This window comes from Micromonospora sp. CPCC 205539 (assembly GCF_036906815.1).
GTDB lineage: Bacteria > Actinomycetota > Actinomycetes > Mycobacteriales > Micromonosporaceae > Micromonospora.
In genome coordinates, this window is sequence record NZ_JBAKHW010000001.1 from 76,216 (window position 1) to 100,141 (window position 23,926).

A 23,926-nucleotide genomic window follows, 5' to 3' on the forward strand; every position below is an offset into this window, starting at 1 on the left:
GGGACACCCATGAGGTCTCGGAACCGCCGTTGGCTCGGGCTCGCCGCAACTCTGTCGATCATGATCCCGTCGGCGGCGTACGCGGCACCGGCACCCCTCCCCGCCCCGGTCAGGGCGGCCGTGAGCCCGCTCGACGTCGCCGACGACAAGGGCCCGACCGGCTGGGAGGTTTACCGCCGGCTCGACCGGCTCCCGGAGCTGGCCGCTGGCAGCCGTACCCGACAGTTCTCCAGCTTCGGTCGGGACGGCTCGAACGACGACGGCTTCGGCGGCACCTACTCCTGCCTCCGACAGGCCGGCGGCTGCGTCATCGCCGAGCACCGCGGAGCGGGCGAGATCCAGTCGATCTGGTTCACGCGGGACGGGGGTGACGTCAGCGCCACGGGCTGGATCCGCATCGAGCTCGACGGCGTCACCGTGGTCAACACCAGCCTGGCGACCCTGGTCAACGGCGGCCTGGGCCGCCCGTTCGTCTGGCCGCTGGTCAGCAACGCCGACCAGACGTCCGGCGGGGTCACTGTGAAGGTCCCCATGCCCTACCGGCAGTCGATGCGCGTCACCACCCAGTCCAACCCGCTCTTCCACCACGTCACCTACCGGGAGTTCACCGACGCCGTCGGGGTGTCCACCTTCAACCCCGCCGACCGGGCCGACGACGTGGTCGACCGGCTCGCCGCCGCCGGCCAGCGCGATCCGAAGCCCACTCTGCCCGGGGCGACCACCAGCACCGCCACCGTCACCGTCCCGGCCGGCGGCACGTCGACGCTCGCCACGCTCTCCGGGCCCGCCGTCGTCACCGCCCTGCGGCTGCGCGTACCCGACGCGGCCGCCACCACCACCAACCTGGCCGGCCTCCGGCTACGCCTCACCTTCGACGGCCGGACCACGGCCGACAGCCCGGTCGGTGAGTTCTTCGGCGGCGGCCTCGGCGAGCGCACCGTCCGGTCCCTCCTGTTCGCCATGGACGCGGCACCCGGTGGGTGGTACAGCGCGTGGTGGCCGATGCCGTTCCGCTCCGGCGCCACGCTCGCGCTGGTGAACACCACCGGTGCGGCGGTCGGCGGCATCCAGGCCGAGGTGACCTCCGCGCCGGGCGCGTCCTGGTCCGGCGCCCTGGCCGCGGACGGGCCGGCCGGCTACTTCACGACCCAGTCCCGCCGGGGAGAGGCGGTGGGCGGCACCGACTGGACCCTCGCCGACCAGGCGGGCCGGGGCCGCTTCGTCGGGGTGTCGCAGACCATGCGCGGGCACATCACCGGCGGCAACACCCGCAACTACCTGGAGGGCGACGAGCGCGTCCACGTCGACGGCTCGCCCACACCCCAGCTCTACGGCACCGGCACCGAGGACTTCTACGAGTCCGGGTGGTACTTCAACCGGGGCGAGTACAGCGGCGTGTTCACCGGCAACCCGGCGCACCAGTTCCGCTCCGGCGGGTGCGTCGACGAGTGCGACGCGGCCTACCGGCTGATGATCGGTGACGCGGTGCCGTACGCGACCGGGCTGCGCTTCGGCATCGAACACGGCCCGGCCAACGACATGCCGGCCGAGTACGCGTCGACCGCGTTCCTCTACACCCAGCCGACGGTGGCTCTCCGGCGCACCGACTCGGTGGTGACGGGTGACCCGGCCAGCCAGTACGCGCTGACCACCTCGTACGAGGGTGACGACGACAGCGTCACCGTCACCGGGCAGGTGCGCGCCACCACGTCCCCGATCAGCTTCCGGCTCGCCGTCGACCCGGCCAACCGGGGCGTACGGCTGCGTCGGCACTCGGACCAGGCCGCCGGTTACCAGCAGGCGACGGTCGCGGTCGACGGGGCGCCGGCCGGCACCTGGCTACAGCCGTTGGGCAACGGTCAGCAGCGGTGGTTGGCCGACGAGTTCGCCCTTCCGGCGGCGCTCACCGCGGGCCGATCCTCGATCACCGTCACCCTCACCCCGGTCGCAGGCGCGCCAGCCTGGACGGCCGCCCGCTACGAGGCCGACAGCATGGTCCCGCCCTTCGTCGACACGTCCGCGCCGGGGACGGTCACCGGCCTGGCCCTGTCCGGCGGACGGACGCACGCGCTCGCCCTGTCCTGGACTCCCCCGGCGGACAACGTCGGTGTGGTCGGCTACCGGGTCTACTCGTCGCGCAACCCGGGTGTGGCGATCACGTCGGCGAACCTGCTCGGCACGGTCCGTCAGCCCTCGTTCCGGCACGGCCCGCTGCCGGCCGGGCAGACCCGGTACTACCGGATCGTCGCGGTCGACGGGGCGGGCAACGCCTCGGCCGGGTCGGTCGAGGTGTCCGGGACCACCCGTACCCGCAACACCAGCGACGCGAACGGCGACCGCCGCGACGATGTCGTGGCCTTCACCCGGGGGACGGCCGGTGACGTGACCACGTCGCTCTCCGACGGCACCCGCTTCGTGCCGGACGGACGGCTCTGGAACGACTTCTTCGCCATCGGCGAGGAGGTTCCGCTCACCGGCGACGTGGACGGCGACGGGCGGGCCGACATCATCACCTTCACGCGGGGCACCGCCGCCGACGTCTACGTCGGACTGTCGACCGGCAGCGGGTACGCCAGCGGTGTGAAGTGGCACGACTTCTTCGCCGTCGGCACCGAGGTCCCGGCGGTCGGCGATGTCAACGGCGACGGCCGGGCGGACATCATCACCTTCACCCGGGGTTCGGCCGCCGATGTCTACGTGGCGCTGTCGACGGGGAACGGCTTCGGTCCCGGCATCAAGTGGCACGACCGCTTCGCGGGTGGCACCGAGTATCCGGCGGTCGGCGACGTCAACGGCGACGGGCGCGACGACATCGTCACCTTCACCCGGGGCACCTCGGCCGACGTGTTCGTCTCGCTCTCCGACGGCACCCGCTTCGTCGAGGACGGCTGGAAGTGGCACGACAGCTTCGCGGTGGGCCAGGAGCTGCCGGCGCTGGGTGATGTCGACGGCGACGGGCGCGACGACGTGGTGACGTTCACCCGGGGCGCCACGGCCGACGTGTTCGTCTCGCTCTCCGACGGGTCCCGCTTCGTCCAGCAGGGCTGGCGGTGGCACGACAACCTCGCGGTCGGCGATGAGTTGCCCGGGGTGGGCGACGTGAACGGCGACGGGCGTGCCGACGTCCTGGCCTTCACCCGCGCGAGCACCGCCGACGTGTACGTGGCGCTCTCCGAGGGCGGCCGGTTCACGCCTCAGGCGGGCCGGTGGCACGACCAGTTCGCCCCCGGCACCGACCTGCCCCGCCCGAGCGTGTCCTGACGGCACCGACCACCGAACGCAGCAGGAGAGGACAGTCATGGGTATGCGTCGTCGTACGCTCCTCGGCCGTGTCGCCGCACTCGGCGCGGCCGGTGCCGTCGGTGCCGTCGGTGCCGCGCTGACCGGGGTCGCGCCGGCCCAGGCGGCGGTGTGGAAGAAGCGGTTGACCGGCGCGGACCTCGACACCAACAGCCGGTGGCGGGTGGCCGGCACCGACCTGGGCATCCCGTACGTGCTGGAGAACTCCTCGATCGGCTACCTCTTCGGGGACACCTTCAACACGCCCTGGCCGGAGGGCCCGCCGCTGCCGAACGACTGGCGGTCACCGGTCATGTTGCGCTCGGCCGTGCACCCGGGCGCGCCGGGCGGGGTGGTCTTCGACAGCGCGGCGCGGGTCGCCGGCAACGGCCGGGCCCCCGAGTTGATGCACAACGGCCACAACGGCATCGGCATCGACGGCCTCTGGGAGGTGACCGTCATCCCGAACGACGGCATCAGCTTCCCGGAGACCGGCCGGCAGCTCATCTCCTACATGAGCATCGAGAACTGGAACTCCGCCGGCCCGGCCGGGCCGCACTGGAAGTCGCGCTACGCCGGGCTGGCCTACTCCGACAACGGCAACGACTTCATTCGTACGCCGCTGAAGTGGTGGAACAGCGGCGACAACAAGGACCCGTTCCAGATGTGGACGATGCAGCGCGACGGCGATCACGTCTACGTCTTCTCGGTGCGCTCCGGCCGGCAGGACGGCCCGATGATGCTGCGTCGCGTCCGCTGGGATCGGCTGTTCTACCCCGAGTCGTACGAGGGCTGGGGCTGGAACGGCACCAACTGGGGCTGGGGGCGACCCTGCACTCCCATCCTCACCGGCCGCTTCGGCGAGCCGTCCGTACGCCGCCTGGCCGACGGCACCTGGGTGATGTCGTACCTGAACTGCCAGACCGGGTGCCTGGTCACCCGGACCGCGACCGGGCCGGACCGGGCGTGGACGGCGGAGAAGATCCAGGTCACGCCCTGGCAGGAACCGGCCCTCTACGGCGGGTTCATCCACCCCTGGTCGAGCCGCAACGCCAACGACCTGCATCTCATGGTGTCCAAGTGGACCCGTACGCCGGACGGCCGCAGCACCGCCTACCACGTCAGCCAGTTCGTCGGCTCGGTGTGACCAGGCCCGGTCGGTCAGCGCGAGTAGTACTCGACGACGAGTTGCTCGTCGCAGACGACCGGGACCTCGGCCCGCAGCGGGACCCGGGCCAGCCGCGCGGTGAGGCCGGACAGGTTGACCTCCAGGTACGGCGCGGGACGCTCCGGGGCGTGTGCGCCGGCCGCCGCCACGACGAACGGAGCCTTGCCTCGGCTGCGGTCCGCCACCGCGATGACGTCACCGGGACGCAGCCTTGCTGACGGCCGGTCCAGCCGACGACCGTTCACGACGATGTGGTGATGGGTGACCATCTGACGCGCCTGGTAGATCGTGCGGGCGAGACCCGCCCGCAGCACCAGCGCGTCGAGCCGGGTCTCCAGGTCGGCGATCAGCTCCTCACCGGTCTTGCCCGGCCGGCGCACGGCCCGGTCGAACGCGGACCGCATCTGGACCTCACGCAGGTCGTACTGCGCCTTGAGGCGCTGCTTCTCGAGCAGACGCACCTTGTAGTCACTGGTGGTACGGCGGGCGCGGCCGTGCTGACCCGGCGGGAACGGGCGGCGCTCGAAGTACTTCACGCACTTGGGCGTCAGCGGGATGCCCAGCGCGCGGGAGCGCTTGACCTTGGGGCGGGTCTGATTCATCCTTCACCTCTCAAGTAAGGTAAGCCTTACCTTAATAGGAGGTGATCGGGTTGAGCAACCAGCCGACCGACATGACGGACGCCACCGACGGCCCGGCGAGCCGGCTCCGATCGATGCTCGCCGCCGCCGCATCGCTGAGCCTGCAGACACCGGGCTATCGAGCGGACCTCGCCGGCCGGCACTCGGTCACCCGGGACGGGCGGGTACGGGTCGACCTGCCGGCGGACAGCCGGATGGCGCAGCACCTGGCACACCAGCAGGACCTGGTGGTGATGATCGAGGTGACCGATCTGGCGCCCACACCGGTGCGCGACCGGGTCCGGGGGCGCGGCACGCTGACCGGCTGGCTGAGCCCGATCGCGACCGACGACACCGACGACCTGGCGACGGTCCTCGATCTCGCCAGCGCCGAACTGACCACTGCCGGGGCACCACGACGGTCGACCCGGACGATTTCGCCACCGCCCGACCCGACCCGCTCGCCGCCACCGAGGCCGAGCTGTTGTGCCACCTCGACGTCCATCACCCGCACACCGTCGAACGGCTGTGCCGGCTCGTGGATCCCCACCACCTACAGGGCGTCCGCCTGGTCCGGCCGCTGCGCCTGGACCGCCACGGCATCGTCCTGCGGTTGGAGTCGACGGGCCGCGACCGGGACGTCCGGCTGAGGTTCCCGGTGACGCTGCGTCGTCCGGACCACCTCGGCATCCAGATCGAGGCCCTGCTCGCGCACACCCGACCGTGCCGATCCCCGCGCGCCCATCGGTGATGTAGGCAAGCCTGCCCTACCTGAAATACCCCAAAACGGGGCAGTCAACAGGGAATCGTCCGGTCCGGCTCGGGTAAGGAGTGTCGAGCGGACACTCCAACGGAAGCGAGACTGATCATGACTGACATGCTCGAGATGCCGCGGGTGCACGAGTGCACGGTCACCGACTGCGGCTACAACCATGACGGCTGCCACGCGTTCGCCATCACCATCGATCAGCAGAGCTCCAACTGCGCCACCTTCATCGACACCTCCGCCAAGGGCGGCCTGGACCGGGTCATCGCCCAGGTCGGGGCCTGCAAGCGGTCCGAGTGCCGGCACAACGCCGAGTTGGAGTGCCACGCCCCGTCGATCCGGGTGGGGCCGGGTCAGGACATCGCCGACTGCCAGACGTACGAGCCGCGGTAGTCAGCGCGGCTCCGGATCCGGGCTGCCCGTCGGCGTCGTCGCGGGGGTGGCGAACGTCGGGGTGGCCCGGAAACGCGCACGCCGGGCCGCCCGCCGGAACGCGCCGAGCACGGCCGGCCCGGCGAGGGCGACGAGGACGGCGGTGGTGATCGCCCGGCCGGTGTCCCATCCCAGCGAGGTGACGCTGAAGAAGGTCAGGTACCGCTGGAGCTGCTCCAGGGCCGGCAGGCCGGGCTGGTAGGCGATCGAGCTGGTCGGGTCGAGGGAGAACGGCCAGAACGACAGGTTGAGCATGAACCCGAAGAAGTAGCCGCTCAGCGCGGCGTAGGCGGCGAGCAGGACGATCTCGGCCTTGCCTCGCACCCTGGGCAACAGGCCGGCGAACATGCCGACCCAGGCGCAACCGAACATCTGGTACGGCATCCACGGCCCCACTCCCCCGGTGAGCAGCGCCGAGGCGAACAGCGACGTGCAGCCGAGCGCGAAGCCGAAGCCCGGCCCGAAGACGCGGCCGGCGAGCACCAGGATGAAGAAGACCGTCTCGATGCCCGCCGTGCCCGCGCCGAGTGGTCGCAGGGCCGCGTTGATCGCGGACAGCACGCCGAGCATGGCGAGCGCCTTGGCGTCGATCCTGCCGTCGGCGATCTCGGCGAAGATGACGGCGAGCACGAGGAGCAGCAGCACACCGAACATCAGGGGCGGGGTCTGCGTGGAGCCGAACGTGCCCGGTGCCACGACGAACGGCCACAGGAACGCGACGAAGCCCAGGAACGACGCCATGGTGATCGCGCCCACCGCGCGGGCGGGCACCCGGACGGCGACGGTCGACGTCGTCACGCGGGCACCGCCGGCTGGTCGAGGGCGGCGGCGACCTGTCCGACGGTCAGGTACGGCAACGGCGCGAGGATCTTCGCGACCTGCGGGGCGAACGTCGGCGACGCGGTGAGGACGACCGGCACGGGACCATCGGCGACGATCTCACCTTCCGCCAGGACGACGACCCGGTCGGCGCTGGCGGTGGCGAACTCCACGTCGTGGGTGGCCACCACGATGGCGCGGCCCTGCGCGGCGAGGCTGTCGAGCGTCCGCGTCAACGCCGCCTTGGCCTGGTAGTCCAGCCCGCGGGTGGGTTCGTCGAGGAGCAGCACACCCGGGGTGACGGCGAGCTGGATGGCCAGGACCAGCGCGAGCTGCTGCCCGGCGGAGAGGTCCCGGGGGTGGCTGTCGCCGTCGATCCCGGCGGCGATGCCGTCGAGCAGGCCCCGGGCGGTGCCGGGCTCGGCGCCGTCGCGGTCGGCCTGGTCGAGTTCAGCGTCCACCGTGTCCAGGTAGAGCAGGTCGGTGGCGGTCTGCGGGACGAGGCCGACGAGCCGCCGGGCCTGGCTGGCGCTGACCCGGCCCGGGTCGAGATCCCTTCCCTGCGCGTCGGGGACCCGGACGGTGCCGCCGGTGCGCGAACCGGAGCCCTGCAACGCCCACAGCAGCGAGGACTTTCCGGAGCCGTTGCGCCCCATCAGCGCGGTGATCTCACCGCGTACCAGGGTCAGGTCCACTCCGCGGACGGCGACGACCGGGCCGTGCCGGACGATCACGCCGGTCGCGGTGAGGGCGGCCCGGGCGGCGGCCCGGGACCGACGGTGCGGCTGCGGCGGCGTGGCCGGTAGCCGGTCCCGCAGGGCCGGGGCGTGTCGCCGGGCGTCGCGGACCGACAGCGGCAGTGGTGACCAGCCGGCCAGCCGGCCGAGCTCGACCACGGGGGGCGCGACGGTGGCGCCGGCCATCAGCGCCCCGGGCGCACCGTGGTGCACGGTGCCGTCGCCGGTGATGTGGATGAGCCGGTCGGCGTACGGCACGACCCGTTCGAGGCGGTGCTCGGCCAGCACGACGGTGACGCCGAGGTCGTGGACCAGCCGGGTGATGGTGGACAGGACGTCGTCGGCGCCGGTCGGGTCGAGCGCGGACGTGGGCTCGTCGAGGACGAGCACGCGCGGGTGCGCGGTCAACGCGGCACCGATCGCGACCCGCTGCTGTTGACCGCCGGAGAGTTCGTGCAGGCCCCGGTGGCGGAGGTCGGCCAGGCCGAGCAGGTCCAGGGTCTCCTCCACCCGGGTCCGCATGACCGCGGGGTCGAGAGCGAGCTGTTCCATGCCGTAGGCCAACTCCTCCTCCACCGTGTCGGTGACGAACCCGGCGACCGGGTCCTGCCCGACGACGCCCACGAGGTCGGCGAACTCCCGTGGTGGATGGTGGGCGGTGTCCCGGCCGGCGACGCGCACGCTGCCCTCGAGGGTGCCGCCGGTGAAGTGCGGGACGAGCCCGTTGATCGCGGCGAGCAGGGTCGACTTCCCCGCGCCGGTGTGCCCGACGACGAGGCACAGCTCCCCCTCGTCGACGTGGAGGTCGACGTCGCGCAGGGTGGGGCGGGACGCGCCGTCGTACGTGACGCTGACGCGCTCGAAGCGGATCATGACGGTGCTCCTGCGGTGGTGGTGGCGCGGCGCCGCTCGGCGGCGGGCTCGGGCCGGTGCCGGGGTGGTGGTGCCGGGGCGGCGATGGCCGCGACGGCGGCGACGAGGATCGCGGCGGCCGGCAGCGCGGGCAGGGTGGGCCAGTGCAGCGGGTAGAGGGTCGGATTGAGCGCGGCCGGGTCGTAGCCGGTCCCGGCGCCGAGCACCACGGCGGTCACGACCCCGCAGCCGGCGACCGTCCACTCCGGCCACTGCCACGGATCGGGCCGGTACCGGCTGCGGGACACGCGCCGGCCGCCAAGGGCGATCCCGGCGACGCAGAGCAGGACACCCGCGCCGAGCCCACCGAGCCCGACCGGACGGGGAACTCCCGGGTCGAGCAGGCCGTACGCGCCGACGCACAGACCGGCCATGCCGGTGAGCATGAGGACGCCGGTGAGCCGACGCGACGCCGGGGTGGCGGCGCCGACCCGACCGTAGCCGCGGGCGTCCATGGCGGCGGCCAGCCGCAGTGACCGGTCCAGCGCGTCGTGCAGGACCGGCATCACGATCGCCCGCAGCGCGTTCAGGCCCCGGGCCCGTCCGGCGCGCAGTCGCCGGGCGCGGGCGACCCGTTGGACGCTCTCCACGAGCTGCGGCGCGACGCTCAGCGAGACGGTGACGGCGACACCGAGCTCGTACAGGGCACCCGGGAGGACCCGCAGCGCGCGCTTCGGGTTGGCGAGACTGTTGGCGGCGCCGATGCAGCACAGCAGGCAGGCCAGTCGGAGCCCGTCGACGGCGGCGGACAGGGTCGCTTCCAGCGATACCGGGCCGCCGATCTGGATGCCCGCGTACCAGTCGGGTGTGGGCAGGTGCGGCAGCCGGAACAGAATGTGGTCCTCGGCGGTGATGCCGGAGGCGAAGACCGACCGGAACACCACCCGGATCGCGATGACGATCAGGGCCAGGTAGAGGTAGTAGCGGAACGCCCGTGCCCAGGGCGCGTCGGTGCGCCGGGCGGTCACGACGAACCCGAGCACCGCGAAGATGAGCAGCAGCAACAGCGGATTGCTGGTACGGCTGGCGGCGGTGGCCAGCGCCAGCGCCCACAACCACCAGGCCACCGGGTGCAGGGGCCGAGGCAGCCGGGCGACGGCGAGACCGCGGGCGGTGCGGGGTGCGATCATCGGGTTAGGTGCGGCGGCGGCGCGCGGCGACGACACCGCCAGCCAGGGCGAGCAGGGCCAGCACACCCACCGTGATCAGCGCCGGCAGCGCCGAGCCGGTGTCCGTGTGGGTTGCCGTCGCAGTCGGCGCCGCGTCGACGATGCGCGGCGTGTCCGCCGTGCCGCTCGACGACGGAGTCGTCGTACCCGATGGCGCGGTCCCCGGTGCGCTCGGCGCGATGGTCGGGGCCGTGGTCACCACGGCGCCTGTCGGCGGACCGCCGGGCGGTGGGTTGCCACCACCCGGGTTGTCCACCGGCGGTGGATTGCCGCCGCCGGGGCCGGCGGAGGTGGGCGCGGCGGGAGCCGGAGCGGTGGTGGCGCTGATCGGCCTGCTGTTCTGGGCTCGGACGCTGTCCGGGCTGAACCGGGGCCGCCCCTGGGTACCGCCGATGTCCGTCGCGCCGAAGATCCACAGGTCGACGCTGCCGGGTCGGGGCTGGTAGCTCATCGCGCCGAGCTGGCTGTAGACCCAGCTGTTCTGTCCCGGGTCCGCGTGCCAGTACGACCAGTACGCGCTGGCCGGCGGCGTGAGCCCGCACTTCTCGTCCGCCGGCGTGGGGTACTGGGTGCCGCCGCGGTGACCGGCGTACCCGATCCGGCAGATGAACGCCGGCCCGTCGTGCTGCGTACCGGTGGTGCGCCAGCCACCCTGGTTGAGCAACTGGTAGCCGGTGGTCGGGGTGGTGCCGCAGGACCGCAGCAGCGGCCCACCCCACTTGCTGAAGTCCACCGCGAGGATCACCCCGGACGATGTCGTGCACTGCCCGATCGGCTGCGCGTCGGCCAGCGCCGGCGCGGCGGGCGCGACCACCGCCGCGACGACCGCCAGGGCCGCGACCGACCGGAGCCAGCGGTGCGCCGTCACTGGTCGGCCACCGCTCGACGACGGGCGGCGATCCGCAGCAGCACGCCCGCGACGACGATCGCCAGTGCCAGCAGGGCGATCGACGCGATCGACGCGCCGGTGCGCGGCAGGTGGCCCGACGAGGTGTTGCGGGTGCCGGTCGGCGATGGGGTCACCCCGGGCGACGCGGACGAGGACGTCGTCGGCGTTGGCGTCGCGGTCGGCGTCGGCGTACCCGATGGGTCCGTGCCGGGCAGCTCGTGCACGTCGCGGGTCAGGGCGGCGAAGGAGACGCCGGTGGCGCCGCCGACGACCTGGGTGGACGCGCGGACGTCCGAGCCAGCCTGACCACCGGCGGCGACGGTGAAGCCGCCGTCGTCGTTCTGCTGGCCAGCCAGGAACGCCAGAGCCTTGCCGATCTGGGTGGGGTAGCTGCTGCCGCGCAGCGTGAGGCCCTGGATGGCCAGCGCGGTGGAGTTGGTGGAGTCACCGGCCGCGCCCGGGAAACCGCCGTGCCCCTTTTGCGCCGCGGCGATCCAGGCCAGCGCCTTGTCCACGGCGGTGGTCGCCGCCTGGTCGTCGGTGAGCATCGCCAGGGCCATCGCGGCCATCGCGGTGCTGTCGACGTCCTTGTCGGCATCCGCGGCCGGGATGAGGCTGGGGAACGACCCGTCGGCGCGCTGCAGTCCCTTGAGGAACGCCACCGGCGCGGCCGCTGCCTCGCCCTGACCGGCCCGAAGCTGCGCGATGACGCCCAACGACTGCCCGAACACCGAGGTGGCGTACCGGTAGTTGCCGGCGCCGGCGCAGCCGGCCTGTGCGTCGAGCTTGGCGCACGTCACCTCGTGCAGCGCGGCGATCAGGTCGTGTCCGCCGAAGGCTCGGGGGTCGTACCCGGCGACCTGCGCGAGCAGCGCGACCTTGCCGATCGCGCCGCCGGCGGCGTAGTCGGTGCCGATGCCGAGCCACGTGTCCACGGTGAACCCGCTGTCGCCGACCGCACCGCCGCCGCGGATGAACTCGACGATCGCCCGCAGCCGGGTGTCGTCGCCACCGGTGGCGGCGAGGGCGTACGCCCCGTCGATGCTCATCCCGAAGTCGGGGTAGCCGGGGAACGACTCGTAGTATTTGCCGTCGATCAGGTTGCTCGGCGCGACGAGGTAGGTCACCCCCTTGACCAGGTCGGGTTTCGGCCCGGCCTGCGGGGGGCCGCCCAGCGGGTGGGTGAGGGCGGCGAGGTTCGTGCCGGCCAGCGCGAGTGCGGCCGCGCCGGTGGCGGCAAGGTCCGCGTCCGGGTTGGTCGGGTCGGGGTTCAGGCCGCCGCCGCTGACGATCCGGCCGACCAGGAAGCCGACGGCCGTGGCTGCCCGGTCGGCGGTGCCCAGCACGGCCAGGGCCTGCGCGGCGTGGCCGGTGGCGTAGGTGTCGGTGAACCCGGCCCCGGTGTACGGCTGGTACCCGCCGTCGGTCTGCTGCGCGCTGGTCAGGAACGTCCTCGCCGAGCCCAGCGGCTTGTCCTGACCGCCGAGCGCGTGCAGCGCCAGGACGGTGAGGCCGGTGGCGGCGAGGTCCGGGTCACAGAGTTCGTTCGGGGCGAGCCACACCCCGGCGAAGGACCCGTCGGCACACTGCTGCCCGCTCAGGCGGGTGACGGTCGCGGTCGGCGGCGTCACGCCGGCCCGCTTGAGGGCGAGCAGCGCGCTCGCGTGGGTCTGCGGTCCGTACGAGCCGGCGAAGTCCCCGGCGGCAGCGCAGCCGGCGTCGAAGTCGGTCTCGGTGCACACCCGGTCGGTGAGCGTGGCGATCAGGTCCCGGCCGCCGAACGCGCGCGGGTCGCTGGCGGTGATCGTGACCAGCAGCGCGAGATTGGCGGCGTTGGCCGTGTGGGGCACGGCGGAGACGCCGTTCGGGAAGATCGTGGCGTCGACGTGTCCCCGCAGGTAGTCGACGATCTTCGTGAGGGTCGGGTCCTGCCCGCCCGTCGCGGCCAGGGCGGTGGCGACGGCGATGGTCCGCTGATAGTCGACCGCCTCGAACGCCTCGTTGTAGACGTGGTCGCCGTCGGTGAGCTGCCCCACCAGATAACTCGCGACGGCCTTGACCTGAGCCTCGGTCGGCGCCGCCGGAGGGTCGGTGGGCCCACCCGTCGCGGTCGGCGTCGGAGTCGGCGTCGAGCCGTTCGCGCGGACCGAGGCGGGCGTGAAGCTCGGCGCCCCCGTCGTGCCACCGATGTCGGTGCCGCCGAACACCCACGCCTCGACCTCACCCGGAGCCGGCCGCTGCGTCATCGCGCCGAACGCGCTGTACGTCCAGTGGTCCTGCCCGGCCGGCGCGATCCAGTACGACCAGTAGGCCGATGCCGGTGGCGTCAGCTCGCACGCCTCGTCGGCGGGGGTGGGGTGTTCCGCGCCGGCGTCGAAGTCGGGTGAGCCGATCCGGCAGATGAACCCGGGGCCGTCGTGCATCGTGCCGGTCGTGGTGAATCCCGCTTCGTGCAGCAGGTCCAGACCGGTGGTCGGGGTGGCGTCGCAGCCCCGCAGCACGGACCCGCCCCACGCTCGGAAGTCGACCGCGACGATCGCGCCCTGGGTGTTGGTGCAGGCGTCCAGCGGATCGGCGTTCGCCGGACGGCTCGGCGCCACGAGCGCCAACGCGCCGATGATCACGGCGGCGGCGATCGCCGACCACAGCACGTGAGCACGCGTTGTGCGACTGACCAGTGGGGACATGGTGACTCTCTCGGGGGTAGCGGCGCAGGCGCGGACGCGGACCCCGGGGACGAGTCCCGGAAACCTGGCTCCGCGCCGTGTACCTCGACGACGCTGCGGTGCACTATCCAGCCAGGTAATCCGACTCGTCCCGGTACGGGACCTACGGCTGCGGGCCAGTGCCGGACTTTGACCGGCTTCCCCTGACTGCTGGATCGGCGCCATCGGACCACAGCGGCGACACCGCCGTCAACGTGAGGCCGTGTCACGTACCTAACAGCGCGCGGTGGGGTCTTCGTCCCTTACCGTGACGGCGTCATCGCGTGGGGGAACCCGGTGGAATTCCGGGGCTGACGCGCAACGGTGAGGACGGCCCGTCCGTCCACAAGCCCGACTACCCACGTGGTGACGCAGCACCTGCGGTATCCGTCCCACGCGTCCTGCGGCCGGCCCGCCCCGCTCCGCCGGCGTCGCTGCCGGGCTCCGGGTCGAGGCAGTCGTGCCCCGCACCCCAAGGAGACCCATGTCCTCCCGCCCTCGCTCCGGCAACCGCCGGAAGCTCCTCGCGGCCACTCCCCCGGCCGCACTTCTCGCCACGCTGCTCGCGGTCGCGACCGGTGCCACTCCGGCCGCCGCGACCTCGACCCCGGCGCAGATCACCACCGCCAAGACCAACGGCGTCGCCTACCTCCGGACGCTGCAGGCCGCTGACGGCGGCTACGCCACCGGCGGGCTGTCCAACGAGTGGGCGTTCAGCGCGTTCGCCCCGGCCGGCGTCGCCGCCGTGGACGTCTACCCCGCGGGCGACACGACGAAGAACGCCCGGACCGTCTACCGCAACCAGCTCTCCGCCGCGTCCTGGCCCAGCGCCTCCCCCGTGGTCACCGACTACGAGCGCGGCCTCCTGAACGCGTACGCCGCCGGCATCGACCCCGCCCGGGTCTCCCCCGCCCGCAACCTGGTCGCCGACACCATCGCCTACTGGCAGAGCGGCTCGGCCGGCTACTACGGGCCGCCGGCCAACTTCAACGGCACCATCTTCGCCACCCTCGCCCTGGCCGGTGCGAAGACCCAGACCGGCGCCGCCCGCGTACCGCAGGCGCTGCTCGACCTGTCGGTCACCCGGATCCGCAACAACCAGCACGACGACGGTGGCTGGACCTTCAGCCAGGCTGAGGGCAACCCCACCAAGCTCGCCGCGGCCAGCGACATCGACATGACCGGCGCGGCTCTGGCCGCCCTCTGCGTCGCCGGCGTACCCAACACCGACACCGACGTCGTCCAGGCGAAGAACTTCCTCAAGGGCAAGCTCGTCAACGCTTCCGGCGCGTTCAGCTCGTCGTTCGGCGGCAACACCGACTCCAACGCGTGGGCCCTCTCCGGGCTCAACGCCTGCGGCATCCCCAGCCAGGGCAGCGACTTCACCACCGTCGCGGGCAAGACCCCGATCGACTTCCTGCGCGCGCAGCAGCTCGCCGGCGGCGGGTTCAAGTACCTGACCACCAACACCACCCCATCGGCGTACGCCTCGATCGACGCGGTCCGCGCCCTGGCCGGCGGCGGCTACACGGCCGCACCGCCGACGCCGGTCACCGCCGGAGCCCCCACCTGGGTCGCCGCCAGCGGATTCACCGCAGGCACCGCCACCCGGCTCGCCGTGATCATCGACAACGGCAGCGGCACCATCAAGCCCTGCGCGGTCACCCTGACCCCGACGGCCGCCACCACCACGCTCGGCACCGTCCTGGACGCCGCCATCGGCACCGCCGCACCCAGCGGCTGCGTCACCGCGGTCGACCCCACCAGCGGCACCGGCACCATCACCTCGATCAACGGCCTCGCCAACAGCGGCACCTCCACCTGGAAGGTCGCCAAGGACGGCGGCGCGCTCGCCACCGCGACCCGCGGCACGACCGTCGCCGTGGGGGACACCATCTACCTGCGCTACGGCGCCTGACCGACGCGCTGTACCGAGGTGTGGCCAGCGGCGCAGCGCCGCTGGCCACACCTGCGTCGGGTCTGCCGCCCGACCTATTCGTCGACCCACTCGAGCAGGTCACCCGGCTGGCACTCGAGCACCCGACACATGGCCTCCAGGGTGCTGAACCGGACAGCTTTGGCCCGACCGTTCTTCAGCACGGCCACGTTCGCCGGTGTGAGCCCGACGCGCTCGGCGAACTCCCCCACGCTCATCTTGCGCTTGGCCAACTCGACGTCGATGCGCACGACGATGGGCATCAGATCACCGCTTCCATGTCGGTACGCAGCGTGGTGGCCTGCCGCAGCAGCTCGCGCAGCACCACCATCAGGAGCCCGAACACGGTGACACCGACCGTCAGCAGGAACAGCACCATCGGCAGCCCTGGATCATCGGCGTTGAACCCGACCAGCAGGAAGACGGTCACGAGCACCAGCCAGGCGGCCGCGATGGCCCATACGATCGCATCCACCCACTTCAGGGACGCCTCGGTGAAGATGCGGTCGTTCTTGACCAGGGTGAGCAGTTTCCAGGTGGCCACGATCACCACCTGCACGCACAGCACCCAGAACACGGTCACGGCGGTCAGCGGCCACCGGAGGTGGGCGTCGTTCGGCGACTCCTTCGCCATGTAGGCGAACTGCCCGGGCAGCGAGAGGGTCTGGAACACGACCAGGATCCCGAACAGGAGCACGAGGAAGACTCGGAGCAGGGCTACGGCCCGATGCTTGACAACCATGCATCGAGTTTCGCTCGTTACCTATCGAAAGTCAATCGGTTCCCTGGTCGTCGTGGGCGTGCTCCGCCGCGAGACGGCTACACGAGCGAAAAGACACGTTCCTCCGGCTCTACGACCGCGGCCAGGAACGCCCCCGGCACGAGGGCCGAATCGTCAGCGCGGATCGCGTCGGCCTCGAAGGTGGTGAACCCGGCACCACTGATCCGCAGGCGGAGTTTCAGCCCGGACTCCTCCCCGTTCGAGTGGTCGGCCACCGCGAGGATCTCCGCCGTCGCGGCGACACCGGCAGCGGCGAGCCGCCGCCCGTCGCGTCGCGAACGAGCTACCAGGCGCAGGCCCCAAACGCCGAAGCCACCGCCGACGATCGTCGCCAGCAGGCCCCCGACGAGCAGGCCCCAATGGTCCGTGGCAGACAGAGTCGCGCGCTGCGATACGGCGACGAACAGCAGGACCGGGCCGGGCAGACAGATCGCCAGGAACATCACTCGGCACAGCAGTGCGCCGATTGGACCGATCTGCGTCTCCGCCTCCCGGGGCCCGGTCGTCATTGCCACACCCTAGTGCGGGGTCTCCTTCAGCCCTCGCCCCCGATCAACTGCCGAGCGTGACGTGGAGGACCCGTTCGTCGCTGTTGTTCGGGGTGCTGTCCTTGTCGCCGAGGTTGGTGGTGGTGAGCCACAGCCCCCCGTCCGGAGCGGGCTCCACGGTGCGCAGCCGACCGTAGGTGCCACTGAAGTACGTCTGCACGTTGGTCAGGCCGCTGCCGCTGATCACGGCGCGGTACAGCCGCGCACCCCGCGCGCAGGCCACGTAGAGCACCCCGCGCACGATGGTGATCCCGGAGCAGGAGCCGTCGGCGGTGGGGTACGTGCGTACCGGTGCGATGAAGCCGGCGGTGCCACAGGCGCCGCTGGTGCCCTCGCAGGCCGGCCAACCGTAGTTGCCGCCTCGGGTGATCAGGTTCGTTTCGTCCATGATGGAGTTGCCGAACTCCTGCTCCCACAGCCGACCCTGCGCGTCGAACGCCAGCCCCTGCGGGTTGCGGTGGCCGTAGCTCCACACGTAGTTGCCGAACGGGTTGTCCGACGGCACGCTGCCGTCCGGGTTGAGCCGGAGGACCTTGCCCTCGAGCGCCGACGTGTCCTGCGCGTAGTTGCCGTTCTGCGCGTCACCGGTGCTCGCGTACAGCTTGCCGTCCGGGCCGAAACGCAGGCGTCCACCGTCGTGGAACTTGTTGCGCCGGATGCCACTGACCAGGACCTGCTCGGTGCCGGTGTTGAGTCGGTCGTTCTCCAGCCTGATCCGGACGATCCGGTTGTCGTTCGGTGAGGTGTGCATGATGTACAGCCAGCGGTCGCTGCTGTAGCTGGAGGAGATGGCGAGCCCCAGCAGGCCGCCCTCGCCGTCGGTGCTCTGCACGTTCGGCACGGTGCCCACGGTGGTCTTGGCGCCGGTGGTGGGGTTGAGATGGATGATGTCGTGCGCGTCGCGGCGGTTGTAGAGGACGGTGCCGTCCGGCAGCGTCACCAGGCCCCACGGGATGTCGGTGTCGGTGGTGACCTGCCGTACGGTGCACACCGGGTTGCCGCACGCCGCGCCGGTCGTGACCGTCACGGTGCCGCTGCGCGCCGAGACGTTGGCCTGCGCGTCGCGCGCCACCACGTAGTACTGGTAGCTCCTGGCCGCGGCCAGCCCACTGTCGATGAAGCTGGTGGACGGCGGGGTGCCGGTGACCGTGCCGACCTTGACGCCGTCGCGAAAGATGTCGTACGCCCGGACCCCGACGTTGTCGGTCGAGGCGCCCCATCCCAGGGTCACCGTGGTGCCCGACGCCGAACCGGTGAGCTGTGTCGGCGCCGACGGCGGCACGGTGTCGGCCTGGCACTGCGGTGGGGTGATGGTCACCGTGGTGCTGGCCTGGGAGACGTTGCCGGCGGCGTCGCGCGCGTTGACGTAGAGGCCCCACGTCGCCCCGGGGACCACGGTGAGACCGGTGGACAGCGTGCCGCCGCTCACCGACTTCATGAGTTGGCCATCGTGGTAGATGTCGTAGAACGCCACCGCGACGTTGTCCGTCGAGGCGTTCCACGCGAAGGTCACGGAGTCACACGTCAGACCGCTCACCCGCGGGTTGCCCGGCACCGTCGGTGCCTGACCGTCGCTGGACCCCAGGGACGTCGTCCACCTCTGGTTGCTCTGTCCGTTGCAGGTCCAGAGGCCGACCAGGGTGCCGTTCGCGGTGTTGCCGCCCGTCACGTCCAGGCACAGGCCCGACTGCACGCCGACGATCGAGCCGTCCGAGTTGACCCGCCACCGTTGGTTGCTCCCGCCGTTGCAGCCGTAGATCTGCAGAGCGGCCGGGGCCGTGGTGTCCTGACCGACGACGTCCAGGCACATCGAGGCGTCGTACACCCGAAGCTCTCCGGCGGCGGTGAGCGTCCACGCCTGGTTGGCCTGTCCGTTGCAGTCGTAGATGTTGATGCCGGCACCGGCCGTGCGGACGTTGCCCACGACGTCCAGGCAGCGGCCGGAGGCCGCGCTGACCACGGTCGAGGGGCCTGCCGCCGCCGCTGGCACCCCGGCGGCCACCGTCAGCAGGGTGACTGCGGCGACGCCTGCCGCCAGTGCCTGCGGACGTGACCGCAGCGAGTTGGTCCACGCGAACATTCGCATTCGTCCTCACCGTGTCGACATAGAGCGATATCAACATCGAAGGCGAGGCGCGTCGGAATGTCAACGTTGTGTCCCGATAATCCCGAGCCGCGTGGGTGATGACCGGACGAGTAGGCCCGATCTCAACGATCAATAAGTCCTCGGTCGAGGGCGAGAGCCAGGCGACGCTTCCACGTTGTGACGGTGCCGGAGATGCCGGGGTACTCGTCGGTGAAGTTCTCCCAGTCGACGTCCCAGCTGAGGACCGACTCGGCGGCGAAGTTGTCGGCTTCGCTACCCAGGTCCGCCCGGAGCAGGTCCCGCACGAGTCGCAGGCCCACGCTGGTGTGCTCGGCGAGCAGGGTCGCGTCGTAGAGGTCCTTGCCCTGCGGGTACCGGTCCGTGGCGAGCCACATGAGCTTCCAGGCCAACGACAGTGCTGGGCTGGCCGCCAACAGAGGATGTTCAACGCCGTCCAGTCGGATCGTGACGGGTTCGAGGGGTAGGTGTTCGTTGAAGACGAAGTCGGCCTGCACAGTTCCGGAAGGGCCGCCGGCGGCATTGAACGGGATGACGAGGCGCCGACCGTCGGCCCGTTCGTACGTCCAGATGTCGCTCGTCTCCACCAGGTCCGGATTCAGCCCGGCACCGGGCCGGTCCCGAAGGGCGGCCAGGACGCCTGCCAGCATCGCCTCGGCCTCGCCGCTGCCGATGTGTAGGGAGAAGGGGGTCACGACGAAGTCGACATCTCCGGGCTCCCGCGCGGCGGCGCCGAACCACGCCGACATGGTGACGCTGCCCCGCAGGACCAGGTGCTGCGCCCAGGGCGTGTCGGCGATGACATTGATCAGGTGGCGCATCGCGGCGCGTCGGGCGGCGTACCACCGTTGGCCCGCCTCGGCGTCGGTGAACGCGGGCTCTCCCGCTCCGTAGGCGTTGACGTATTGCTTGACCGCCGGGTCGAAAGCGGCTCGCTGCCGCAGCCCGGTCTGCGGCGGCAACGGCTGGTAGGTGGCCGGGTAACCGGACTTACCCGCGGGGGCCGACCGTGCCTTGTTCTCGAACGCCACCTGCCAACCGGCCCGTCCGGACTGGGTCAGCCAGCCCGCGTCGAGCTCCATCCGGTCGTCGAACACCACGTACTCCTGCTCGACGGCGACGATGTCCTGGCCAGTGTCACGCAGGGCCGCGACCAGATCGTCGAGCCGGGCCTTGGCGGTGTGCAGGCCGACCTGGTGGCATCGTTGGGTGACGAACCGCTCCTGCCGCCCGTCGTCTCTCGTCCGCCGAGCGTTGCGCGACAGCCGCGCACCGTGCCGCTCAGCCACCTCGGTCATCGCGACCACCGTGGCGACCCCGGCGGGCAGCAGCAACTTGACGTGGTGCTCGAAATACCGGCCCGGCGGCTGGGCTGCGGCGTCCTCGTCGCTGATCGGCACCCCGTGTGCCCACGGCACGGCCTCGATCTTCACCCGGGCGACGCCGAGGCCGGTGGCCCGTAGCCGCGCCGCCCACTGATATGCGCCATCGCGTTGCTGGCGCAGCGAACCGGACCCGGTCAGCGTGAGCATCGGCTGCGACGGTGTCTCGCCTTGGTCCAGCACGACGTGGGTGTACTTCAGCCCGTGGTTCTCGGCGAAGCTTGCCACCTTGCCCGCGTCCCACTCGGGCACGGTGATGTGCACCTCGAAGTCGCCACTGACATCGTCCACCAAGCTGTCCCCAGACACAGCACCCACCGTACGGCTAGCCTGCGCAGATGCGACACACGCTCACACCGGGCGACGAGACCCTGCACGGCCACTTCTCACCCGACTTCGCGCCGGTGCTCACCATCGACCCCGGCGACAGCGTCACCTACCGGACCCTGGACTGCTGGTGGTCGGCCGGCCCGTACCCCGGCGGGCCCAACCGGGACCGGCCGCGGGCCCCGCAACATCAGCCCGACCACGGCCATGCGCTGATCGGGCCGGTCGCGGTCCGCGGTGCCCACGCCGGCCAGACCCTTGAGGTACGCATCGACGCGGTCGTCCCGGCCACCTGGGGCACCACCGTGGCCGGCGGCTGGCCGAGCGAGTTCAACCAGCGGTACGGCGTCGACGCGGACGGCGTCGTGCACGCCTGGACGCTGGACCCGGTGGCGATGACCGGCCGTAACCAGCATGGCCACACGCTCGCGCTGCGGCCGTTCATGGGGGTCCTCGGCATGCCCCCGGCCGAGCCCGGGCGGCACTCGACGATCCCGCCTCGACCCTGGGGCGGCAACCTGGACTGCAAGGACCTGACCGCCGGCAGCACCCTGCTGCTGCCGATCCCGGTCGACGGGGCGCTGTTCTCGGTCGGCGACGGGCACGCCGCGCAGGGCGACGGTGAGGTCGGCGGCACCGCCATCGAGTGCCCGATGGACGAGGTGACACTGACCTTCGACGTCCGCGACGACTTTCCGGTCACCGGCCCGGTGGCCCGTACCGCGGACGCCTGGCTGACCCTCGGCGTCGGGGCGTCTCTCGACGACGCCACGTTCATGGCCCTGGATTCGATGCTGACCCTGATGCAGCGGTTGTACGCCGTCAGCCGCCCGGACGCGGTCGCGCTGGCCAGTGTCGCGGTCGACGTACGGGTCACGCAGATCGTCAACCAGACCGTCGGTGCACACGCGGTGCTCCGCGACGGCGCGTTGCTGAGATGACCGTCCCCCTTGTCCACACGGGTCATGTCTTCATCAACTTCGCCAACCAGACGTTCCAATGGGTGCACATCCACCGTTACGAACTGCCGGAAACCGGTGCGTCGGACACGGCTCTGCTCGCCGCGTTGATTCGCGATGAACGGTTCGGCGACAACTACGCCTCCGTTCTGGGTAGCGACCCGGAGCGACACGGCCCGTACTGGCGTGACCGGATCACGCCCGACTGCTATACCCACGTCGAGGCTGAGGGCGTCGAAAGGCATCTGCGTTCCTGGGCCGAGCAGTTCGCCCCACTACCCGAGCATCTTCGGCCTGAGCTCCAGCGTGAGGTGTACCGCCCGCTACACGCCGCGGACCGCGTGTACCAACTGCGTGACCTCGGCCGGGCCGCCTTCCACGACTGGGGCGGTGTGCACAATGAGTTCCACGAGTTTGTCGTCATCGACCACGCGGCCCGCACCATGGCCCTGATGGTGGCCGCCGACGACTGAGCGACCCGGCCCGGATCAGCAGCCGGATACGCGTCACTCTCCGTCGCGGGGGTCGTTTCCCGGTGTGGAGGGAATGCGACACCCTGGCATTCCCACCGTCCGTCGTGGTCGGTCCAACCGGGCCCACCCCCGTTCGGTCGGCCGCACCGTGGCGGCCAGGCAGCACCGGCGTGGCGCTCGGCACCAGGTCTCGGCACACCCGTTCTGACCTGCACAGCTGGGCGGAAACCGGCAAGGACCATTTCGCAACTTGCAGTTGGCCGGGGATGCCGTGTCTGTTGCACCCCGCAATTATCGACGCCAATTAAATTGACGATGACCAATCTTGACTTGTGCAGCAGGTCGGCGCACCGTAAGGGGAAGGTGACGCACACCATTATCAGCCCGGCTGAGATGATGTGCTATATGCGGGCGCTACCGGTTTCGCACGGTGCATCAGGAGGCGTTCCATGCGGTTGAATCCGTTCAACGGGGTTTATCTCACCGATCCGGCCAGTGTGTGGCGACGCATTCTCGACGATCCGGACGAGGTGCACTACGCCGAGGACCTGGGGTTGTGGTTGATCAGCAGGCACGCGCACGTCCGGCGCGCCCTCGCTGACGTCGCAACGTTCGGCAACGCGCTCACCCTCGCTCCGATCTACGAGGTCTGCCCGGAGGCGATGAGCGTCATCATGCAACTCGACGCGCCACCGACGACCGCCGCCGCGGATCCGCCGGTGCACCCCCGGACCCGCCAGGCCCTGCGGGCGACCTTCGCCAACACGCCCGACCGGGTCGAGGCCGAATACGGCGCCATCGTCCGTCGTCGGGTCGACCAGCTGGTGTCCCGACTGGTCGCCCGCCAGGGCGGTCGGGTCGACCTCATCCCGGAGTTCGCCACCGAGCTCCCCCTGCTGGTGGTCCTGGACATCCTCGGCGTGCCCGACGCCGACATCGCTCGCATCAGGAGTTGGGCCGACGGCCAGATCGCTCTCATCTGGGGGCAGCCGGACCCGGCCGAACAGGTCCGTCTGGCGCAGGGTCTGGTGGATTTCTGGCGCTACTGCCAGGACCTGGTCCAGCAACGGGTCGACAGCGGGCACCACGGCGACGACTACATCGGCCGCACTCTCGCCTATCGCAACGGCGACGACAGCGTGCTGACGGTGACCGAGGTGGCGAGCATCGCCTTCAACCTCCTGGTCGCCGGGCACGAGACCACCGCCGGCCTGCTCGCGCACGCTCTCGACCAGGCGCTGTCCAGCCCGCAACGGTGGCGGGAGATTGCCACGGACCCGCAATCCGTGCCCGACTTCGTGGCCGAGGCGCTGCGGTTCGCACCCTCCATCGACGGCTGGCTCAGGGTGACCAACAAGGAAGCCAACCTGGGAGGGGTCACCATACCGGCGGGGGCTCGCTGCCTGCTGTTGATCGGAGCGGCGAACCGGGACCCGGCGGTCTTCGCCCATCCGGACCGGTTCGACCCGAACCGCCCCGACGTACGGGACCAGCTGTCGTTCGGCCACGGACCGCATTTCTGCATCGGCGCGGCATTGGCACGTCTCGAGGCTCAGGTCGCCCTCACTCGACTCGCGGCAGCCATTCCTGGCCTCCGGCTGACACCCGAGCAACATCGTTCATTCAAGCCCAATGTTGCGTTCCGCGCCCACCACACGCTTCCCGCAATAGTCGATGTCCTGGCGCCAGCCGACGAAGCGGTGGCTTCCGGGACCGTGAGCGCCGAGGCGCGTGCCGCTTGACGGTGACCCGGGTCCGTCCGCAACGTCAGCGGCGCTGGCCTGCGGACGGACTCGGGTTGAAGCGGGCCGACCGGAGCCTGCCGCGCCGACCGCGCCGCAGGTGCCCGTGCGGGGTCCGGCAGCGCATTCCATGAGGATCAATGTCGGTGAACGTCTTCACACCCAACGGATCCAGGGT

18 protein-coding genes, 1 pseudogene and 2 riboswitches are annotated in these 23,926 nt (G+C 71.4%); of the genes and pseudogenes, 8 read left to right on the forward strand and 11 right to left on the reverse strand.

Going from position 1 to position 23,926, the window contains the following annotated elements:
• Positions 1-9 precede the first annotated feature (9 nt).
• Both V6V47_RS00375 and V6V47_RS00380 read left to right on the forward strand, forming a co-directional pair.
• On the forward strand, positions 10-3,261 hold the full coding sequence (locus V6V47_RS00375) for a DUF2961 domain-containing protein (protein WP_334625868.1): 3,252 nt from the start codon (positions 10-12) through the stop codon (positions 3,259-3,261).
• 37 nt (positions 3,262-3,298) lie between these two features.
• The gene (locus V6V47_RS00380; RefSeq protein WP_334625869.1) at positions 3,299-4,426 is read left to right on the forward strand and encodes a DUF4185 domain-containing protein; all 1,128 of its coding nucleotides are present in this window, start codon (positions 3,299-3,301) and stop codon (positions 4,424-4,426) included.
• A 14-nt stretch (positions 4,427-4,440) separates the two neighbouring features.
• Here the strand turns inward: V6V47_RS00380 and rpsD are convergent, their stop codons facing one another.
• Positions 4,441-5,049 (reverse strand): 30S ribosomal protein S4, encoded by a 609-nt coding sequence (rpsD, locus tag V6V47_RS00385; protein ID WP_334625870.1) that lies wholly within the window; start codon positions 5,047-5,049, stop codon positions 4,441-4,443.
• 71 nt (positions 5,050-5,120) lie between these two features.
• Here rpsD and V6V47_RS00390 point away from each other — a divergent pair.
• Both V6V47_RS00390 and V6V47_RS00395 read left to right on the forward strand, forming a co-directional pair.
• A pseudogene (locus tag V6V47_RS00390) lies at positions 5,121-5,818 on the forward strand (DUF2470 domain-containing protein).
• Between the two features lie 117 nt (positions 5,819-5,935).
• Positions 5,936-6,226 (forward strand): DUF1540 domain-containing protein, encoded by a 291-nt coding sequence (locus V6V47_RS00395; protein ID WP_334625871.1) that lies wholly within the window; start codon positions 5,936-5,938, stop codon positions 6,224-6,226.
• Here the strand turns inward: V6V47_RS00395 and V6V47_RS00400 are convergent, their stop codons facing one another.
• The 5 genes from V6V47_RS00400 to V6V47_RS00420 are packed head-to-tail and all read right to left on the reverse strand — an operon-like array spanning position 6,227 to position 13,478.
• Complete coding sequence (locus V6V47_RS00400; RefSeq protein ID WP_334625872.1) at positions 6,227-7,063, reverse strand: ECF transporter S component; 837 nt, start codon at positions 7,061-7,063, stop codon at positions 6,227-6,229.
• Positions 7,060-8,694, reverse strand: coding sequence for an ABC transporter ATP-binding protein (locus V6V47_RS00405; protein ID WP_334625873.1), 1,635 nt, complete (start codon positions 8,692-8,694; stop codon positions 7,060-7,062). Before V6V47_RS00405 ends, V6V47_RS00400 begins: the two co-directional genes overlap by 4 nt.
• Positions 8,691-9,863: a CbiQ family ECF transporter T component gene (locus tag V6V47_RS00410; RefSeq protein ID WP_334625874.1), complete on the reverse strand. Its 1,173-nt coding sequence runs from the start codon at positions 9,861-9,863 to the stop codon at positions 8,691-8,693. The genes V6V47_RS00405 and V6V47_RS00410 overlap by 4 nt, the downstream gene beginning before the upstream one ends.
• Positions 9,864-9,867: 4 nt before the next feature.
• Positions 9,868-10,770: a hypothetical protein gene (locus V6V47_RS00415; RefSeq protein ID WP_334625875.1), complete on the reverse strand. Its 903-nt coding sequence runs from the start codon at positions 10,768-10,770 to the stop codon at positions 9,868-9,870.
• The gene (locus V6V47_RS00420; protein WP_334625876.1) at positions 10,767-13,478 is read right to left on the reverse strand and encodes a prenyltransferase/squalene oxidase repeat-containing protein; all 2,712 of its coding nucleotides are present in this window, start codon (positions 13,476-13,478) and stop codon (positions 10,767-10,769) included. Before V6V47_RS00420 ends, V6V47_RS00415 begins: the two co-directional genes overlap by 4 nt.
• A gap of 93 nt (positions 13,479-13,571) precedes the next feature.
• Positions 13,572-13,686: riboswitch (cobalamin riboswitch) on the reverse strand.
• A 61-nt stretch (positions 13,687-13,747) separates the two neighbouring features.
• A riboswitch (cobalamin riboswitch) is annotated at positions 13,748-13,877 on the forward strand.
• Between the two features lie 103 nt (positions 13,878-13,980).
• Between V6V47_RS00420 and V6V47_RS00425 the strand changes: the two genes are divergently transcribed.
• Positions 13,981-15,414, forward strand: coding sequence for a prenyltransferase/squalene oxidase repeat-containing protein (locus tag V6V47_RS00425; protein ID WP_334625877.1), 1,434 nt, complete (start codon positions 13,981-13,983; stop codon positions 15,412-15,414).
• 74 nt (positions 15,415-15,488) lie between these two features.
• Here V6V47_RS00425 and V6V47_RS00430 read toward each other — a convergent pair whose 3' ends face one another.
• The 5 genes from V6V47_RS00430 to V6V47_RS00450 all read right to left on the reverse strand — a co-directional run bounded on the left by V6V47_RS00430 (position 15,489) and on the right by V6V47_RS00450 (position 20,556).
• Positions 15,489-15,695 carry a helix-turn-helix domain-containing protein gene (locus tag V6V47_RS00430; protein ID WP_120783492.1) on the reverse strand — a complete coding sequence of 69 codons (207 nt, stop codon included), beginning with the start codon at positions 15,693-15,695 and terminating at the stop codon, positions 15,489-15,491.
• Positions 15,695-16,174: a DUF2975 domain-containing protein gene (locus tag V6V47_RS00435; RefSeq protein WP_334625878.1), complete on the reverse strand. Its 480-nt coding sequence runs from the start codon at positions 16,172-16,174 to the stop codon at positions 15,695-15,697. The genes V6V47_RS00430 and V6V47_RS00435 overlap by 1 nt, the downstream gene beginning before the upstream one ends.
• A 77-nt stretch (positions 16,175-16,251) precedes the next feature.
• Positions 16,252-16,722: a hypothetical protein gene (locus tag V6V47_RS00440; protein WP_334625879.1), complete on the reverse strand. Its 471-nt coding sequence runs from the start codon at positions 16,720-16,722 to the stop codon at positions 16,252-16,254.
• 43 nt (positions 16,723-16,765) lie between these two features.
• On the reverse strand, positions 16,766-18,847 hold the full coding sequence (locus tag V6V47_RS00445) for a lectin (RefSeq protein WP_334625880.1): 2,082 nt from the start codon (positions 18,845-18,847) through the stop codon (positions 16,766-16,768).
• Positions 18,848-18,969: 122 nt separating this feature from the next.
• Positions 18,970-20,556 (reverse strand): nucleotidyl transferase AbiEii/AbiGii toxin family protein, encoded by a 1,587-nt coding sequence (locus V6V47_RS00450; protein WP_334625881.1) that lies wholly within the window; start codon positions 20,554-20,556, stop codon positions 18,970-18,972.
• Between the two features lie 29 nt (positions 20,557-20,585).
• On the opposite strand from V6V47_RS00450, the gene V6V47_RS00455 reads away from it, so the two are divergent.
• The 3 genes from V6V47_RS00455 to V6V47_RS00465 all read left to right on the forward strand — a co-directional run bounded on the left by V6V47_RS00455 (position 20,586) and on the right by V6V47_RS00465 (position 23,748).
• Complete coding sequence (locus V6V47_RS00455; protein WP_334625882.1) at positions 20,586-21,515, forward strand: acetamidase/formamidase family protein; 930 nt, start codon at positions 20,586-20,588, stop codon at positions 21,513-21,515.
• Positions 21,512-22,006 (forward strand): hypothetical protein, encoded by a 495-nt coding sequence (locus tag V6V47_RS00460; protein WP_334625883.1) that lies wholly within the window; start codon positions 21,512-21,514, stop codon positions 22,004-22,006. The genes V6V47_RS00455 and V6V47_RS00460 overlap by 4 nt, the downstream gene beginning before the upstream one ends.
• Positions 22,007-22,455: 449 nt before the next feature.
• A complete protein-coding gene (locus tag V6V47_RS00465) occupies positions 22,456-23,748 on the forward strand; it encodes a cytochrome P450 (RefSeq protein WP_334625884.1) in 1,293 nt (430 codons plus the stop codon).
• The last annotated feature ends 178 nt before the right edge of the window (positions 23,749-23,926 follow it).